This is a genomic window from Pseudarthrobacter sp. LT1 (assembly GCF_035621795.1).
In the GTDB taxonomy this organism is placed as follows: Bacteria; Actinomycetota; Actinomycetes; order Actinomycetales; family Micrococcaceae; genus Arthrobacter.
In genome coordinates this window covers 1,512,142-1,529,950 of sequence record NZ_CP141830.1, presented here as the reverse complement: position 1 = coordinate 1,529,950, position 17,809 = coordinate 1,512,142, and the positions used below count along the sequence as shown (strand labels likewise).

Below are 17,809 nucleotides of genomic sequence, written 5' to 3'. Positions count from 1 at the left end.
ATTGATGCCAGCCCCGGCCCGGCCGGGAGAAAACAGCAGGAGGAGCCTTAGACGGTGACGCCCAGCTTCTCCAGGATCAGTTCCTTCACGCGGCCGGCGTCGGCCTGTCCACGGGTGGCCTTCATGACCCCGCCCACGATCGCACCGATGGCCTGTACCTTGCCACCACGGATCTTGTCCGCGACGTCGGGCTGCGCGGCCAGTGCTGCGTCGATGGCTTCCAGGAGGGGCCCGTCGTCGGATACGACGGCGAGGCCGCGCTTCTCCACGATCTCCTCCGGGGTGCCCTCACCGGCGAGCACGGCGTCCAGTACCTGCGAGGCCATCTTGTTGTTGATCTTGCCCGCCTCAACCATGCGGCTCAGCTCCACCACCGTGGCAGCCTCAACGCCCAGCTGGCCGGGGTCCACGTCGGCTGCCTTGGCGCGGCCCACGATCTCACCCATCCACCATTTGCGGGCCACGGAAGCCGTGGCGCCGGCGGCGATGGTTTCCTCGATCTCGTCCAGGACGCCGGCGTTGACCACGTCGCGGAATTCGAGGTCTGAGTAGCCCCAGTCAGCCTTGAGGCGCTTGCGGCGCTCGGCCGGCGGCTCGGGCAGGGTGGCGCGCAGTTCCTCCACCCATTCGCGGGAGGCCACCACGGGAACCAGGTCCGGTTCCGGGAAATAGCGGTAGTCGTCGGCGTCGGACTTGGCGCGGCCGGACGTTGTGGTGCGGGTGTCCTCGTGCCAGTGGCGGGTCTCCTGGATCACCGGCTCACCCGAGTCCAGGACAGCAGCGTGGCGCTGGATCTCGTAACGGACGGCGTGCTCCACGGCGCGCAGCGAGTTCACGTTCTTGGTCTCGGAACGGATGCCGAACCGCTCACGGCCGTGCGGGCGGAGCGACACGTTCGCATCGCAGCGGACGTTGCCGCGTTCCATCTTCGCATCGGACACACCCAGGTTCTTCACGATCTCCCGGACGGCCGCGACGTAGGCCTTGGCCAGTTCCGGTGCGCGGGACCCGGCTCCCTCGATGGGCTTGGTGACGATTTCCACCAGCGGAACACCGGCACGGTTGTAGTCCACCAGCGAGAAATCGGCGCCCTGGATCCGGCCGGTTGCGCCGCCCATGTGGGTCAGCTTCCCGGCGTCCTCCTCCATGTGCGCGCGCTCGATCTCCACGCGGAACACGGTGCCGTCCTCAAGCTCAACGTCCAGGTAGCCGTCGTAGGCGATGGGCTCGTCGTACTGGGACGTCTGAAAGTTCTTGGGGGTGTCCGGGTAGAAGTACTGCTTCCGGGCGAAGCGGCAGGATTCGGCAATCTTGCAGTTCAGCGCCAGTCCGATCTTGATGGAGGACTCGATGGCCGTCTTGTTCACCACGGGCAGGACGCCGGGCATGCCCAGGTCCACCTCGTTGACGTTGGTGTTGGGCTCGTCGCCGAAGACGTTGGGGGCGGAGGAGAACATCTTGGTCTTGGTGTTCAGCTCCACGTGGACCTCGAACCCCAGGACGGGATCGTACTTCTCCATGGCCTCGTCGAAGCTCAGGATGTCATCAGTGCTCATTATTTTGCCTCCTGGGTTTCGAGGGTTCCGGCAACGGCAAGGTCAGGCGCCTGGGCCAGCAGCGGGCCGCCCCACTTGGCTTCGAGCAGCGATTCAAGGACTGCACCCACCCGGTACAAGCGGGCGTCCTCGCGGGCCGGGGCCAGCAGCTGGATACCGACAGGCAGCCCGTCCTCGTCGGCCAGGCCGCCGGGCAGGGACAGGCCGGGGACGCCGGCAAGGTTGGCGGGGATGGTGGCGACGTCGTTGAGGTACATGGCCAGCGGATCGTCCAGTTTTTCGCCAAGCGGGAACGCCGTGGTGGGGGCGGTGGGCGAGATCAGGACGTCAGCCTGCGCGAAAGCGGCCTCGAAGTCCCGCTGCACCAAGGTGCGGACCTTCTGGGCGGAGCCGTAGTAGGCGTCGTAGTACCCGGCGGACAGGGCGTAGGTGCCCAGGATGATGCGGCGCTTGACTTCGTCGCCGAAGCCGGCGGCGCGGGTGGCACCCATCACGCGTTCGATGGTCATGGGGCCCTCTTCGGGGAGGACGCGCAGGCCGTACCGGACGCCGTCGAACTTGGCCAGGTTGGAAGAGGCCTCGGACGGCATGATCAGGTAGTAGGCGCCCAGGGCGTACTGGAAGTTGGGGCAGGAGACCTCCACGATCTCCGCGCCGGCTTCCTTGAGCAGCTCCAGCGCATCGTTGAAGCGGTTTTCGACGCCGGCCTGGTAGCCCTCGCCGTGCAGCTCCTTGATGATGCCGATCCGCAGGCCCTCGACGTTGCCGGTCTTCGCAGCGGCAACGAGGTCCGCCAGGGGTTCGGGCAGGGAGGTGGAGTCGCGGGGATCGTGGCCGCCGATGACCTGGTGCAGGAGGGCGGAGTCCAGGACGGTGCGGGTGACTGGGCCGATCTGGTCCAGGGAGGATGCCATGGCGATGGCGCCGTAGCGGGAGACGCTGCCGTAGGTGGGCTTCACACCAACGGTTCCGGTGACGGCGCCGGGCTGGCGGATGGAGCCGCCGGTGTCCGTACCCAGAGCCAGGGGCGCCTCGAAAGCGGCGACGGCGGCAGCGGAGCCACCACCCGAGCCGCCGGGGATCCGGTCCAGGTCCCAGGGGTTGCGGGTGGGACCATAGGCTGAGTGCTCGGTGGAGGAGCCCATGGCGAACTCGTCCAGGTTTGTCTTACCCAGGATGGGCATCTTTGCGGCACGCAGGCGCTCCACCACGGTGGCGTCGTACGGGCTGTGCCAGCCTTCGAGGATCTTCGAACCGGCGGTGGTGGGCTGGCCGACGGTGACGATCAGGTCCTTGACGGCGATGGGAACGCCGGCGAGGTAGTGCAGTGCTTCGGCTTCCGCTCCGCCGGCGGCGCGGATGGCGTCCACCTCTGCGGCGACGGCGAGTGCTTCTTCGGCATTGACGTGCAGGAAGGCGTTGACCTGCCCGTCGACGCCGGCGATGCGGTCCAGGTGGGCCTGGGTGATTTCGACGGCGGTGACCTCGCCGGCGCGGAGTTTCTCCGCGAGCTGCGCGGCGGACAGCCGGATCAGGGTGCCGGCGGTGGTGTTCTTTTCAGTCATGGTTATGCCTCATCCAGGATGGCCGGGACCTTGAAACGGTTGTCATCGGAGTCCGGTGCGCCGGAGAGTGCCTGTTCCGCCGTGAACGTGTGTCCCACAACGTCCTCACGGAAAACGTTGGTGAGCGGAATGGGGTGCGAGGTGGCCGGGACGTCGTCCCCCGCGGCCTCGCTGACGGACTTGACCGAATCCACGATGACGGCGAGCTCGCCGGCCATCCTGTCCAGCTCTTCGGCACTCATCTCGATGTGAGCGAGCCGCGCGAGATGCGCGACGTCGTCACGGTTGATCGCAGCCATGGATCTCCCCTGCAAAGTTCGGATTGTTTTCCGATCCAGTCTAGTGCGGAAACGCAGATGCCCGTCTGACATCCCCCAGCGGGCGTCAGACGGGCACCTTCGACACCCGGCCTGCCTCGGGGACAGGATCACGGGCAGCTACAGACTAGCCGATTCCAATGGCTCCGGTAAGCATGCCGACTCCGAGCATTACCAGGGAGATGACGGCGGTGCGCCACAGGACCTTTTTGTGGTGGTCGCCCAGGTCCACCTTGGCCAGCGAGACCAGCAGCAGGATGGCCGGAACCAGCGGGCTCTGCAGGTGGAAGGGCTGGCCGGTGATGGAGGCCCGGGCCATGTCAGCGGCGCCGACACCGTAGTGGGCCGCGGTCTCGCTGAGGACGGGCAGGACGCCGAAGTAGAACGCGTCATTGCTCATGAAGAACGTCATGGGGATGCTGAGCACACCGGTGATGACGGCCATGAACGGGCCCATGGAGGTGGGGATGATCTGGACCAGCCACGCCGACATTGCTTCCACCATGCCGGTGCCCTTGAGGACGCCGGTGAGGACGGCGGCCGCCATGACCATGCTGACCACGGCCACGATTGACGGTGCGTGCGCAATCAGCTGGGCGCCCTGGTCCTTGACCTTGGGGAAGTTGACCAGCAGGGCGATCGCGGCGCCCACCATGAACACGAACGGCAGCGGGATGACGTTGGCGACGAGCACCACCATGACGGCGACGGTCAGGGCCAGGTTGAACCAGAACAGCTTGGGGCGCAGGGTGCTGCGGTTGGGATCGAGCGCGGTATCCGCCATGGCGGAGTCGTGCTCGTCCACCAGGGTTTCAGTGCGGTCCAGGACTGCAACCGAACCACCGGCGGGGGCTGCTCCGCCGGGGTTGCCGCCCTTGCGGCCGCGGCCGGTGCCGGAAGCGGGGGTTCCGGAGGCACCTGCGGAGGTGCCGCCGTCGAACTCTTCCGCAGTGTCCGGCACGCCCCAGATCTCGGGGGCGGTGGCGCGGAGGCGGTTGCGTTCCTGCAGGCCCAGCAGCCAGGAGAAGGCGAAGACGACCACCAGGCCGGCCACGAGGGACGGGATCATGGGGACGAAGACGTCGTTGACGTCGATCTTCAGGGCGGTGGCAGCGCGGGCCGTCGGGCCGCCCCACGGCAGGATGTTCATGGTGCCGTTGGCCAGGCCGGCCACGCAGGTAAGGACAACGGGGCTCATCTTCAGGCGCAGGTAGACCGGCAGCATCGCGGCGGTGGTGAGGATGAAGGTGGTGGACCCGTCGCCGTCCAGGGACACGGCGGCGGCCAGGATCGCGGTGCCCAGGACAACCTTGGCGGGGTCGTTGCCCAGCTTGCGGAGGATGAACTTCACCAGCGGGTCAAAGAGCCCGACGTCGATCATCAGGCCGAAGTAGATGATGGCGAACATCAGCAGGGCCGCGGTGGAGGTCATGGACTTCATGGAGTCCATCACCATGTCGCCGATGCTCAGGCCGGCACCGGCGAACAGGCCAAAAACAGTAGGGACAATGATCAACGCCAGCACTGGCGTCAACTTCTTCGTCATGATCAGCACCATGAATACCGCGATCATGGCGAATCCAAGTATTACCAGCACAGCCGGCTCCTTCTTGTGAACAGCGGCACAGCGGTGTGACGCGTGCTACAGACTGTAGGGTGGCGGACGTCACGGCAGTGCCTTTGGCTCAATTGATTGGCATACTGCTTATTGGGAGCATTTTGCTCATTGTGCTCACCGCGCTTTTGCGCTGAAACCATGGGCCGCCACCACCCGTCAAGGAGGATGAATGCAGCGTTCCATGCCCCGGCGGCCGCTGCGGTTTTCCACCCAGACGCTGCTGCTCCAGCTGGCCGTGGTGCTGCTGGTGGTGCTGCTGAGCACCGCCGTCCACGCCTGGCTGACCTACGACCGGGTGGGCAGCGATGCGGAGAACCAGGCACTGACGCTGGCCCGGACTGTTGCGTCCGACCCTAAGGTCCGCGCCGATGTGCTGGCCATCAGCGACCAACCCGGCACTCCCCCGCCGGCCGAACTCCTGGGCGGGCCGCTGCAGGCTTCCGCGGAGGCAGCGCGGACCCGGACCGGTGCCTTGTTCGTGGTGATTACCGACGAAACGGGCATCAGGCTCGCCCACCCGGATCCGCAGCGGCTGGGAGAAAAGGTGAGCACCGACCCGTCGGAAGCATTGTCCGGGCAGGAGATCACCACCCGGAACACCGGAACGCTTGGCCCGTCGGCCGGCGCAAAGGTTCCGGTGTACGCACCCGGCACCAGCACGGTGGTGGGAGAGGTGAGCGTGGGTTACTCCATGGAAACCGTGGCCCAGAGCGTGGCGCGCGACATCGGCCCCGTGGCATTGACCGCCGCGGGCGCCCTCCTGGCCGGGGTCCTGGGCTCCTTCCTGCTGCGCCGCCGCCTGCAGCGCCTCACCCTGGGCCTGGAGCCGGAGGAAATCAGCACGCTGGTGCACGACCAGGTCGCGGTGCTGCAGGGCGTGGACGACGGCGTGATCGGCGTCAGTGCCGACGGCCGGGTCAGCGTCTTCAACGCCGCCGCGCAGCGGCTGCTGGGTTTGCCGGACCTTTCCGGGTCCAGCTGGGAGGACGCGCCCGTCCCGGAACAGCTGAAGTCCCTCACGCGCCCCGGCGCCGGGGTTGCCGGTCCTGCGGTGGTTGCCGGCGGATCAAACCAGGACGCCCTCGAACTGGTGGCCGGCGGCCGGGTGCTGGTGGTGAATGCGCGCAAGGCGCTGCACCGCCGGGAGGACCTGGGCTGGGTGGTCATGCTGCGCGACCGCACGGAACTGCAGGAGCTGACGCGGCAACTCGACGCCGTGGGCACCATGTCCACCGCGCTGCGCGCCCAGCGGCACGAGTTCGCCAACCAACTGCACACCCTTGCCGGTTTCCTGGGCATCGGCCAGCACCAGGAAGCGCGCGACTACCTTGCCGGCCTCGCCGCCACCGGCCCGCTGAAGTTCCCGGTGGACCAGGCCGAGCTGCTGCAGGACCCGTACCTGCAGGCCTTCGTCGGCGCCAAGGGCGTGGAGGCCGACGAACGGGGCGTCTCGCTGCGCATCGGGCCGGAGACCCTGGTCCGCGGGCAGGTGACCGATGCCCAGGACGTGACCACGGTGCTGGGCAACCTGCTCGACAACGCCGTCAACGCCGCCGTGGCCGGCTCGTCCGCGGACCGCTGGGTTGAGCTGGAGGTGCTGGATGAGCCAGGCGACGACGGCGGCACGCTGCACGTCGTGGTGGCGGACTCCGGTGACGGGCTGGCAGAAGGCACAGACACGGAGGCCGTGTTTGCCGAAGGTTTCACCACCGCTTCCGGCCCGGTCCGCGCCGGCGGCGGTCAGGGCTTCGGACTGGCGCTGGCCCGCCAGCTGGCCCGGCGCCGGGGCGGCGACGTGAAGGTGCTGGACCGCGGGGCCAGGGGCGGGCCGGGTGCTGTGTTCATGGCCACCCTTCCGCACACGACGGCAGGAAGCGCTGCCGCAAAGACCACGGGGGAAGCCGGAAAGGATAAGAATGGCTGACGATTTTCGGGTCCTGATCGTGGACGACGACTTCCACGTGGCCAAGCTGCATGCCACCTACGTGGATTCGGTGGCGGGGTTCCTGGCGCTGGCGCCCGTCGGTACGGCCTCGCTGGCACTGCAGGCCATCCACAGCCTGCGGCCGGACCTGGTGCTGCTGGACGTGTACCTTCCGGACGCCTCCGGCCTGGACCTGCTGCAGCAGCTGGATGTGGACACGATCATCCTCAGCGCCGCATCCGATCCCGCGTCGGTCCGGGTGGCGTTCCGCCGCGGCGCGCTGGGATACCTGCTCAAGCCCTTCACGGCGGAGTCATTGTCCCAGCAGCTGCGTTCCTATGCCCGGTACCGGCGCCTCCTGGGCCAGCCGGGGGCACTGGACCAGGACGCCGTGGAGCGCGCCAAACGTGCGCTGATTCCGGGCGACGTCACGCCGTCGTCGAAACCCCGCTCCGCCACGGAGGCCGCGGTGCTGGAATCACTGGCCCCCGGCGAGCAGTATTCTGCCGCCGAGGTGGCCGCCCGGGTTGGCGTTTCCCGCGCCACCGCCCAGCGGTACCTGTCCTCGCTGGCGGACGACGGTGCGGTGGACATCCAGCTCCGCTACGGCACCACCGGCAGGCCCGAGCACCGCTACGGCCTGCCGGCACGGTAGGGCCGGAAAAACTACTCGCTCTTCTGCGCGACCAGTTCGATCTCGACGAGCATCTTCGGGTCCAGGAACGGGAGCACGTGGACCAGGGAGAGGGTGGGGCGGATCTCGCCGAACACTTCGCCGTGGGCCCGGCCGGCGTCTTCCCATTTGCTGATGTCCGTCAGGTAAAGCTTGGACTGCACCACGTCCCCGTAGCCGAAGCCGGCGTCGGCCAGGACCTTGCCGAGTTTCTGCAGGATGTACTGGGTCTGGGTGTAGAAGTCATCCCCCACGATTCCGTCGTCACCGCTGGCCGCAGTGGCAGAGATGTAGAGGGTGTTGTCCACCTGGACGGCGCGGGAATAGCCGAGGGTCTGTTCCCAGACGGATCCGCTGCCGAAGGTTTTGCGCATGGGTGGGCCTTTCAAAGCTGGAATGGGTCGCCACCACTGTAGGGCTGCTACAGGTCGCGCCGGTAAACCAACAGTTTTATGTCGGTTCCGGGGACCAGCCAGTCCCGTTCAGGTACCCGCTGGAAGCCGGTCTTGCGGTACAGCCCGTGGGCGCTTTCCCAGGTTTGGCCGGTGGTGAGGGCCACCGCACGGATGCCGGGAAGCGTCCTGGCATGGCCGATGATGGCCTCGACCATGGCTTTGCCGGCGCCGCTGCGCTGGACGGCAGGGTCCACCACCAGCATCCGGAATTCCAGCTCATCCTGCATGGCGATATCCGCGTACGGCTCCCCAGCCAGCGCCAGGGTGACCGAACCGACCACAGCGCCGTCCCGCTCCGCCACCCAGATGGTGGCCTGCTCCGCGCGGGATGCCACATCCATGATCTTGGCCATGTAGGGGTGCGCTGCATCGTCGAAGTAGCCTGCCGAAAGATACGAATCTCCGGTGATGCGGGCAATGGCGGCGAAGTCGGCCTCGACGGCGGGACGGATGGTTATCTGCGGCTGCACCCGTCAATGCTAGTGGCGGGCCGGCCCGGCGTGCGGCAGGAAGGCACTTTCCGTGACAGAACTATCAGAACGGGTGGCCCCGCTCTGTCGATGATGGCCTCCCCTGCCCGCTCAGAGCGGAAACTTTCCGGACAGCTCCAGGCTGGCGGCACAGGTCCAGGCGTCCAGGCGCTCACCATCGGTGGGGCCGCCGTCGAGGGGGCTCGTGAGGCGCGGCCTGCGCACCCAGCAGCCGGCCTCCTCCGCGATCAGGGCGCCGGCTGAAAAGTCATGCTCGTTCAGCCCCCGCTCGCCGTAGGCATCGTGGGTTCCGTCCGCCACCATGCACAGGTCCAGGGCAGCGGAACCAAGCCGGCGGACATCGGCAAAGCCGTCCATCAAAGTACCGAAGGCAGCGGCCTGCTGGGCGCGGATATCGGGCTCGTAGCTGAACCCGGTGGCCAGGATCTGCCCGGCCCGGCCCGGAACCGGTCCGTCCAGCCTGGTGACAGTGCCGCGTTCCTCCAGCCACGCACCCTGGCCGCGGGCAGCGTAGTACACCCGTCCCAGGGCAGGGGCATTGACGACGCCGGCCAGCCAAGCGCCGTCGGCATCGGCAACAGCCACGGAGGTGGCGTAGTAGACGATGTTGCGGATGAAGTTGGTGGTGCCGTCCAGGGGGTCGATGGACCAGCGGTAACCGGTGGGGTCGGCGGGCCGGGTGGTTCCCTGTTCCTCGCCGGTGATGCTGTCGCCCGGGCGGGCAGCGGTGATGACGCGGCGTACGGCGTTTTCCGCGGCCAGGTCAAAGGCTGTGACCCAGTCCCCGGCCGCTCCCTTGTTGCTCGCGTCCAGGGCGTTGCCGTCACGGCCGGACAGGACTTTTGCGCCTGCCGCCGCGGCCTGTTTGGCTACCTCCAGCAGTTCCGTTGCGGACGTCATGCGTTCTCCTCCACGGTGTCCTGCACGGCGCTCTCCCCGGCGGCGCTCTCCCCGGCGGTGTTCTCCCCGGCACTGGCCGGTACGGTCGCTTCCTCTGCGCCGTCCTGGGCCGGTTCGGTGGCCGGGGCATCCCCCACGGCTGCCGGGCCGCCGTCGAGCAGTTGCCGGAACCCGTCCTCGTCCAGGACGCGGATGCCCAGCTGCTCTGCCTTGTCCAGCTTGCTGCCGGCGCTTTCGCCGGCCACCACGTAACTGGTGTTCTTGGAAACGGAGCCGGCCGCCTTGCCGCCGCGGAGCAGGATGGCTTCCTTGGCCTCGTCACGGCTGAAGTTGGGCAGTGAGCCCGTGACCACCACGGTCAGTCCCTCAAGGGTGCGCGGCATGGACTCGTCACGTTCGTCCTCCATGCGTACCCCCGCAGCGGCCCAGCGGTCGATGATCTCGACGTGCCAGTCCTCGGCGAACCATTCCTTCAGCGCGGCGGCGATAGTGGGCCCGACGCCGTCCACGTGGGCAAGTTCCTCCTCGGACGCGGCGCGGATGCGGTCCATGCTGCCGAACGCCTGCGCCAGGGCCCGGGATGCGCGGGGCCCGACGTGGCGGATGGACAGGGCCACCAGGACGCGCCACAGCGGCTGGGTCTTGGCCTTCTCAAGTTCCTTGAACAGTTTTTGGGTGGTGGCGGTGGCCTTGGACGGCGACTTGGCGGTGCCCTTGCTGAAGAAGTACGGCACCAGCTCGTATTCGCCGGTGGGGACGCCTTTGCTCTTCTTTTCGCGCCGGATGCGGACACCGGCCAGGTCCTCGGGGGTGAGGTCGAACAAGCGGGCTTCGGAGGTCAGCGGAGGGGTGTCCGGTTCGGCAGGCTGGGTCAGTGCAATGGCCGCCTCCCAGCCCAGGGCCTCGATATCGAAGGCACCTCGACCGGCCACGTGGAACACCCGCTCCCGGAGCTGGGACGGGCAGGACCTCGCGTTGGGGCAGCGGACATCCACGTCCCCCTCCTTCGCAGGTGCCAGCGGGGTACCGCAGGAAGGGCACTCGGTGGGCATCACGAAGTCGCGCACCGGCGAGTCCTGCTGGTCCCGGAGGGACAGGACCGGGCCCACGATTTCGGGGATGACGTCCCCCGCCTTCCGCAGGATGACGATGTCGCCGATCTTGACGCCCTTGGCCTTGACCACGTCCTGGTTGTGCAGGGTGGCCATTTCCACGGTGGATCCCGCAACCTTGACCGGCTCCATGACGCCGTAGGGCGTGACGCGGCCCGTGCGGCCCACGTTGACCTGGATATCCAGCAGTTTGGTGTGCACTTCCTCCGGCGGGTACTTGTACGCAACGGCCCAGCGGGGAACACGGGTGGTGTTGCCCAGGGCCCGCTGGGTAGCGAAATCATCGACTTTGATGACGATGCCGTCGATTTCGTGAAGCAGCTTGTGGCGCTGGTCCCCGTACCGCTTGATGAACCCGAGGACGTCGTCCCGGGCTTCCAGCACCTCGAAGTACGGGCTCACCGGCAGGCCCCACTCCTTCAACAGGCCGTAGGTCTCCGACTGGCTGCCCGCGGCCAGGCCCTCCCGGGCGCCGATGCCGTGGACAAACATTTTCAGGGGCCGCTTGGCCGTCTCCGCCGGATCCTTCTGCCGCAGCGACCCGGCCGCGGCGTTGCGGGGATTGGCCAGCGGCGCCTTGCCGGCTTCAATCAGGGCCTCATTGAACTCGGCGAAGGCCTTGGATGGGATGAAGACCTCGCCGCGCACTTCCATTTCGGCGGGGAAACCGCTGCCGCGCAGTTCCTGCGGGATTTCCTTGATGGTGAGCAGGTTGTGGGTAATGTCCTCGCCCGTGGTGCCGTCGCCGCGGGTGGCAGCCCGCACCAGCTTGCCGTCGCGGTACAGGAGGTTGACAGCCAGGCCATCGATTTTCAGTTCGGTCAGCCACGCAGCTTTTGCGCCGCCGTCCCCGATCTTTTCGATGCCGGCCTCGGCCCGGTTAAGCCATGCCTCGAGCTCCTCCAGGGAGAAGACGTCCTCGAGGCTGTACATCCGCTGCAGGTGTTCCACCGGCGCAAACGCGGCGGACACCTCGCCGCCCACTTCCTGGGTGGGTGAATCGTTGGCCACCAGTTCCGGGTGCAGCGCCTCGATCTCCTCCAGGCGGCGGAAGAGGGCATCGAACTCGGCGTCCGATACCAGTGGCGCGTCCTCCTGGTAGTACGCGAACCGGTACTTCCGGACCAGGTCCGCGAGGTTGTCGTATTCCTCGCGGATGGCTTCGGTGGGGATCGCTTCGGGCTCGTGCGGTGCCGTGGTCCGGGTGGCGGTCTGTTCTGCGGGTCCTGGTCCTGTGCTCACAGACCTATCTTGCCTTACGCCTCCGACAGCCACTGGGCAGGGCGGCGCGGCAGGCACCCAGGCTCAGTGCGACCGGAGCCGGTTGCGGTTGCGGTTCCACCAGGCGAAAGCTCCGGCGGAGGCGCCCACCAGCAGTGTTCCGATGGCGATAGGCCCGAGTGCCGGCCCGTCCGGGCCCCCGCCACCGGCGGGAGCAACGGCGGCCAACTTGGTGGGGGCGGCGCTCCGGGTAACGGGACTGTTCCAGTCCTGTCCACTGGAGGGGCCGGTGGGCGGCCGGTAACCGGCAGTCGCTGATGGGGTTTCGGGGGCGGAATCGTCGGGGACCGGCGCCACCGTTGCCGGCAACTGAACCGGGTCAGGGGGCGGGACGTCACCCTGCGCCGGCTGGGGCTGGACAGTCGGTGCAGCCGGCTCCGCCGGGGGTGCCGGCTGGGCTGGCGGCGGCACCGGATCCTTGGATTTGCGGGGGCGCCCGGTCTGGCCGGAGTCGGGGCTGCTGGCAAGGATGGGCATGCAGATCAGTCCGCAGTCGGCTGGCGCCTGGGTGTCCGACACCGGGGCGGGCGTGGGCTCGGCTGTGGCAGCAAGTGCCGGGCCTGTTGGGAAGAAGCCAAAGGCCAGGGCCAGGACAGCCGCGGAAGCCGTCGTCGAAACAGCGTGGCGGACCGGGGTCGACGGGGTCATTGCTACCTTTCGATGCGCGCAGCCCCCCACCACGGCTTTCTGGTGTCCTCGGTAGTCTTCTACAGCGCCGGGCGGGGCCGCAAATCCGCCGCAGCAGCGGCCCCGCCCTTTTCGGGCCTGCTCAGTCCCGGTTTTCCGGTGGAAGCGCCACCTGGATTTTCCGCGCTTTGCCGCGTCCCACCACGTACCCGCGGCCCGGGATGAAGTCCGGGCTCACCCGGCCCAGTGAGGTGTTGAGCAGGCTGTCGCCTTCGATGTCCCCCGGGTTGAGGAGCAGGCCCCGGCGCCCGGATTTGAACGGCTGGGCAAGCTGCCAGGCGCTGGACCAGGTGGAGGACTCGGACTCGCCCACCACCCACTGGTCCGCCTTCAGCGACGCGGTCACCAGCTGCGCCATGCCGGATTCGGCGATGGTGTCGGTGAATTCCGTCAGGCCCTCGATGAAGAAGGCCACCGCTCCCGGATTCCCGGTGGAGTGCTCCACCAGGTCCTCCACCACCTCGGCGAGGTCGTCCGGTCCCACGACCGAGCGGTTCCAGATGGGGAGGGAGGCGACGGCGGACCGGCGCGACCCGAGGTAGATCAGCTCCACGGCGGGGTTGGACCGGCGCAGTGCGTAGGCCAGGGTCACCAGTGCCACGGTCCGTCCGGCACCCGGCGGGCCTGCCAGCAGCAGCGGGCCGCGCGCCATGACCTCCGCCGGCTGCAGGGACTCGTCGTCTACACCGATCACCGGCAGGTCCGGGCTGCCGGCGGGGAGGACATCCAGGTCCACCTGTTCGGGCAGCCGTTCGATGCCCGGCGCGGTGTCGAGGCCCTGGCGCAGCATGGCTTCGCTGAGCTTATGGACTTCCCGGGCCTGCAGGGCCAGGTTGGAGTTGCCGCCCAGGACGGCGAGCTGCACTTCAAGTCCGTCCAGCAGCCCGCGTCCCGGGGGCGACGTGGCAGTAAGGACATCCCTGGGGACGTCCATCGAGATGTAGTCGTCTTCATTGGAGAGCCGCAGCACCAGCCGGCGCTGAATGGAGGCGAGCAGCGACGCGGGGACGGCGTTGGGCCGGTCCCCTGTCACCACCAGGTGGATGCCCAGGGTGCGGCCGTCGGTGGCCAGTTGCAGGAAGATGTCCCAGAGTCCGGAAAGCTTGCTGTGCTCATATGCCTCCCGGAACGCGGACATGCCGTCCACCAGCACGAAGATCCGCTTCTCGTCCGGCCGGTTGGCCAGCTTCCGGTACTCCACGATGGTGGACGCCCGCACCTCTGCGAACTGTGCGGAGCGCAGCTCGGCGATGTCCCGCAGGAGGCGCAGGAGCCGCCCAACCCGTTCCACGTCGTCGCCGTTGATGATCTCGCCCACGTGCGGAAGCTCCTCCAGCATCCGCAGCCCGGAGGAACCGCAATCGATGCCGTACACGTGGACCGGGCCACCGCGCGGGGTGACCGCGGCGGCAATGGCAATGCCGCGCAGGGCTGCGGACTTGCCGGAACCGCCCGTTCCGTAGATGGCCATGTTGCCGTCCCGGTCCGGTTCGTAGAACACGGTGGGCTGGTCCTGGTGCACGGGATCGTCGGCCACGCCCAGGAGCAGCTGTTCGTCGGTGCGGGGGTTGGGCAGCTTGGAGAAGTCGTAGGTCTTGGCCAGTTCATCCAGCCATGGCTTGCGCGGCGGCTGGATGGCCAGGGTGTCCGCGGCGTGCACGATGGTGGAGGTCATCCGGGCGATGTCGTTGGGGCCGGCCGGTTCCTGGGCAACGGGCTTGTCAGGGGCGGGAGCTTCCCAGCTGGGACCGGAGCCGAAGGCCATTTCCACGATGTCGATCTGGGGCCGTTGTGGTTTGTCGGTGGTCCAGCCGCCGGCGTACCCGGTCTGGAATCCCTGGATGCGGCCGGGCCCGGTCTTGGCGGCGCCGCGGCCCGGAATGGCGGGGTCGAAGTAGGCGGCGTCCGGGACGCCCAGGATGTCCGTGGCGTCGTCCTCATCGGCCATGCGCAACGCAACCCGGAGGTTGGTGTTGGCGCGGAGGTTGTCCTTGATGACGCCGGCGGGCCGCTGGGTGGCCAGGATCAGGTGCAGGCCCAGGGAGCGGCCACGGGCGGCCACGTCCACCACCCCGTCGACGAACTCGGGAACATCGTTGGCCAGGGCGGCGAACTCGTCCACGATGATGATCAGGTAGGGCGGGGCTTCCGGGTCTGCCTCGCGCTGCAGGGCCAGCAGGTCCTTGGCCTTCTTCCGGTTCAGCAGCTGCTCACGGTAATGCAGCTCCGCACGCAGGGACGTCAGGGCGCGGCGCACCAGGTGCGGGGAAAGGTCGGTAACAAGGCCCACGGTGTGCGGCAGGTTGATGCAGTCCGCGAATGCGGCGCCGCCCTTGTAATCCACGAACAGGAAGCTGACGCGGTCCGGGCTGTACGCCGCGGCCATGCCCATGACCCAGGACTGCAGGAACTCGGACTTGCCGGCGCCGGTGGTGCCGCCCACCAGGGCGTGCGGCCCCTCGTTCTTCAGGTCCAGGTACAGCGGCTCGATGCCCTTGGACCCCACCAGGGCCCGGAGCGTGCCGTTGTCCTTGCGGTTCGCCACCGCGGTGGCGTGCACGGAGTTGTTTTCCGTCCAGCGCTCGGCCACGGCCTGGGGGTTGTCCAGGAAGTCCTTGCCGATCAGGGTCGCATAGGACACTGCGCGCGGCAGGTCGGAGTCGTCGTTGACGGGCTTGCCCACGTCAACCACGGGGGCCAGCATCCGGGCGAGCTGGGCGGCGAGCTCCGCGTCCACGCTCTCGCAGCTGACGGGATACGTGTGGCGGCCCACGCGCACCTGCCCGGTGGTGGTGCCGTGGTCGCCATCCACCACCATGAAGTCGCGGCAAGCGGCCGGGAGGGCCTGGATGTCGGTGGCCACCCACAGGACGTGGACGCCGGAGTCGGGCCCGCGTTCCGCCAGCCGGGTGAGCCGGCCGCGGTCCACGGGAGCGTCGTCTTCCACGATGACCAGCACCGACGGAAGGACAGGCTCTTCGAGTTCATGCTTGACGGGGTCGATGCCGGGTCGCAGGTCCGGGGCGGTCCGTTTGGCCGCCGCTTCCCGGGCATCCACCAGGTCCTCAAGCCGGGCCAGCAGTGAGGAGCCGCCGGCCGAGCCGGCGGCCAGGTGGTCCCCGCCCAGCGGGCTGTGCCCCGAGCCCACGTGCGGCAGCCACTGCAGCCAGTTCCAGCGTTCGCGGGACTGGGCGGACGTGATGGCGGTCACGACCACCTCGGCCGGGGAATGCAGGCCCACGAGCTGCAGCACCATGCCGCGGGCAACGTCGTCCACCAGGCCGCGGGCACCGGCGATGCCCAGGGCGCCGGAAGTGCGCAGCTGGGAGACGACGGGGACGCCTTCGATCCCGCTGAACTGCTTGATGCAGTCCTGGATTTCGCGGGCGTACTGGACCTCGGTGTCGTTGTTGGAGGGTTCCTCCAGCGGGATGCGCGACGGCGCGGTCCCCAGTCCAAAGCGCAGGCCAAGGAACGAGGAGTGCTCGGGCCGGTGCGTCCACAGCAGTGGCCCGAGCTTGTAGATGGCATCCACAGTGTCGCTGACGGACGGCGCTTCCTGGAGCCGGACCGCCCGTTCCACCTGCTGCAGTTCGGTGAGGTCCTGCCGGAAGGCGGCCATGGACGCCCGGAACTGCTTGAGCTGTTCCTTCTGCTGCTTGCGCGTCCGCATCCGGGTGTCCACGTAGTGGCCCACGATGAACAGGGGCATCATCAGCATGAACACCATGGACAGCACGTTCTGCGTGACCGCGAAGATGACCGCGCCCATCATCAGGGGCGCCACCAGCATGATGTACGGGAACGGCTGGTCCTCGGGCCGCTTGGGCCCGGCAGGAAGGACGCGCTTGGGTACTTCGAAGCGGGGCACCACGCGCGGGGAGCGGTTGAAGTCCACAAGGGGCGACGTCGGCGCTGCCGCGTGGTTGTGTCCCAGCGGCACCACGGTGACGGTGGTGTCCCCCAGGGTCACCGTGTCGGACGAGTTCAGGGTGGCGCGCGTGACCGGCAGCCCGTCCATCAGGAGGCCGTTGGCGGAGTTGGTGTCCACGATCTCGAGGCTTTCGCCCACCGTGATCCGGGCATGCCGCTTGGACGTGAGCGGATCCGTCAGGCGGATGTCCACGTCCCGGTCCCGGCCGATGTAGCTGGTGCCGATGGGCAGCGAAAATTCGCGGCCGACGTCGGGCCCGGACAACACGCGCAGCGTGGCCGCAGCGGGCCCACGGCTGGCTCCTGGTTCGTGGAACTGCCCGCTGACCCGGGCCAGCGACACCACGGAGCCGGGGCGCAGGCCCGATTCGAGCAGGTTGTCTTCGCGGGCCAGGACGTTGCCGCTGATCCCGGCACCCACGAAGGCCTCGTCGATGCGCAGGGACAGGTTGTCCGGGGCAGGGGTGCCCTTCCGGTCAGGGTCGGCCGCCCAAAGCACGGTGGCGATGTCGGCCACGGTGGCCAGGCCGTCCACCGTGACGGCCAGGTCCTTGGCGTCGGCGGGTTCGCGGCGGAGTGTCAGCCGGATCCTCATCCTTCGTCCACGCCCCTCATCTTTTCGAGCAGGTACAGGTCATCGGGTGTCACCAGGTGGGTGGTGACGGCGTGCTCCACCAGGCGGGCGCGGCGGTTGGTGGCCAGTTTCCCGCCGCCTCCGCGCAGTCCCACCACGCCCACGCGGTCCAGCTTGTCGCAGACGTTGTCGAGTTTGCGGTTGAAACGGGTCAGCGCCCAGCCCAGGGTTTTGGCGGCGGCCGCGGAGGACGGGATGGTGCTGAACCCGGTGCCTTCGCGCCGGAGCACCGGCTCGGCGAGGGCCACGATCAGCGCCTTCTGGGCGTCGGTGAAGACCACGGGGCCGATGGTGGTGTCGCCGCTGCTGGCACCTTCCCGGGCTTCCTGCCGGAAGGATGGCGTCTTGAGGTGCACGGCGAACTCGTAGGTGGTGGGCCCGGCCGTGAAGATGACGTTGGTGTGGCTGAACACCAGCGGAATCCGGGCGCCGGGCGACAGCCATGCCTGCATGCCGCCGGACGCGTCAGCCACGGTGGCGGACAGCATGCTGCCCACGTTGCTGAGCCACCAAATGCCGTCGTAGCGGGCCACCTGCAGGAACTGCCGGTGCAGGTACGGGTTGTCGTCCACTTCAAGGTCGCCTTCGCGGCCGATATTGAAGATGTCCTCATCCGATGGCTCGTACCATTCGCCACAGAAATCTATTGCTAGATCCCCCATG

The 17,809-nt window shown here is 68.2% G+C and carries 13 protein-coding genes; 2 read left to right on the top strand and 11 right to left on the bottom strand.

What is annotated here, in order from left to right:
- Positions 1 to 47: 47 nt before the first annotated feature.
- From gatB to VIK36_RS07150, 4 genes are all read right to left on the bottom strand, one after another.
- Positions 48 to 1,556, bottom strand: coding sequence for an Asp-tRNA(Asn)/Glu-tRNA(Gln) amidotransferase subunit GatB (gatB, locus tag VIK36_RS07165; protein ID WP_255174957.1), 1,509 nt, complete (start codon positions 1,554 to 1,556; stop codon positions 48 to 50).
- Positions 1,556 to 3,121 carry an Asp-tRNA(Asn)/Glu-tRNA(Gln) amidotransferase subunit GatA gene (gatA, locus tag VIK36_RS07160; RefSeq protein ID WP_324644629.1) on the bottom strand — a complete coding sequence of 522 codons (1,566 nt, stop codon included), beginning with the start codon at positions 3,119 to 3,121 and terminating at the stop codon, positions 1,556 to 1,558. The genes gatB and gatA overlap by 1 nt, the downstream gene beginning before the upstream one ends.
- A 2-nt stretch (positions 3,122 to 3,123) precedes the next feature.
- A complete protein-coding gene (gatC, locus tag VIK36_RS07155) occupies positions 3,124 to 3,420 on the bottom strand; it encodes an Asp-tRNA(Asn)/Glu-tRNA(Gln) amidotransferase subunit GatC (protein ID WP_043455998.1) in 297 nt (98 codons plus the stop codon).
- A gap of 145 nt (positions 3,421 to 3,565) precedes the next feature.
- Positions 3,566 to 5,035 (bottom strand): CitMHS family transporter, encoded by a 1,470-nt coding sequence (locus VIK36_RS07150; RefSeq protein WP_324644628.1) that lies wholly within the window; start codon positions 5,033 to 5,035, stop codon positions 3,566 to 3,568.
- A gap of 190 nt (positions 5,036 to 5,225) precedes the next feature.
- Here VIK36_RS07150 and VIK36_RS07145 point away from each other — a divergent pair, with 190 nt between their 5' ends.
- On the top strand, positions 5,226 to 6,980 hold the full coding sequence (locus VIK36_RS07145; RefSeq protein ID WP_324644627.1) for a sensor histidine kinase: 1,755 nt from the start codon (positions 5,226 to 5,228) through the stop codon (positions 6,978 to 6,980).
- A complete protein-coding gene (locus VIK36_RS07140) occupies positions 6,973 to 7,635 on the top strand; it encodes a response regulator (RefSeq protein ID WP_324644626.1) in 663 nt (220 codons plus the stop codon). The genes VIK36_RS07145 and VIK36_RS07140 overlap by 8 nt, the downstream gene beginning before the upstream one ends.
- An 11-nt stretch (positions 7,636 to 7,646) precedes the next feature.
- On the opposite strand, the gene VIK36_RS07135 is transcribed toward VIK36_RS07140, so the two are convergent.
- The 7 genes from VIK36_RS07135 to VIK36_RS07105 all read right to left on the bottom strand — a co-directional run bounded on the left by VIK36_RS07135 (position 7,647) and on the right by VIK36_RS07105 (position 17,808).
- On the bottom strand, positions 7,647 to 8,027 hold the full coding sequence (locus VIK36_RS07135; RefSeq protein WP_324644625.1) for a RidA family protein: 381 nt from the start codon (positions 8,025 to 8,027) through the stop codon (positions 7,647 to 7,649).
- Between the two features lie 47 nt (positions 8,028 to 8,074).
- Positions 8,075 to 8,578 (bottom strand): GNAT family N-acetyltransferase, encoded by a 504-nt coding sequence (locus VIK36_RS07130; protein ID WP_324644624.1) that lies wholly within the window; start codon positions 8,576 to 8,578, stop codon positions 8,075 to 8,077.
- A gap of 111 nt (positions 8,579 to 8,689) precedes the next feature.
- Positions 8,690 to 9,499, bottom strand: a complete 810-nt coding sequence (locus tag VIK36_RS07125) for an inositol monophosphatase family protein (protein WP_255174951.1) — start codon at positions 9,497 to 9,499, stop codon at positions 8,690 to 8,692.
- Positions 9,496 to 11,784, bottom strand: a complete 2,289-nt coding sequence (ligA, locus tag VIK36_RS07120) for an NAD-dependent DNA ligase LigA (RefSeq protein WP_324645243.1) — start codon at positions 11,782 to 11,784, stop codon at positions 9,496 to 9,498. The genes VIK36_RS07125 and ligA overlap by 4 nt, the downstream gene beginning before the upstream one ends.
- A 132-nt stretch (positions 11,785 to 11,916) precedes the next feature.
- Positions 11,917 to 12,540 carry a hypothetical protein gene (locus tag VIK36_RS07115; protein WP_324644623.1) on the bottom strand — a complete coding sequence of 208 codons (624 nt, stop codon included), beginning with the start codon at positions 12,538 to 12,540 and terminating at the stop codon, positions 11,917 to 11,919.
- 121 nt (positions 12,541 to 12,661) lie between these two features.
- On the bottom strand, positions 12,662 to 17,107 hold the full coding sequence (locus VIK36_RS07110) for an FtsK/SpoIIIE domain-containing protein (protein ID WP_324644622.1): 4,446 nt from the start codon (positions 17,105 to 17,107) through the stop codon (positions 12,662 to 12,664).
- Positions 17,104 to 17,808: a hypothetical protein gene (locus VIK36_RS07105; RefSeq protein ID WP_224025519.1), complete on the bottom strand. Its 705-nt coding sequence runs from the start codon at positions 17,806 to 17,808 to the stop codon at positions 17,104 to 17,106. Before VIK36_RS07105 ends, VIK36_RS07110 begins: the two co-directional genes overlap by 4 nt.
- Between the last annotated feature and the right edge of the window lies 1 nt (position 17,809).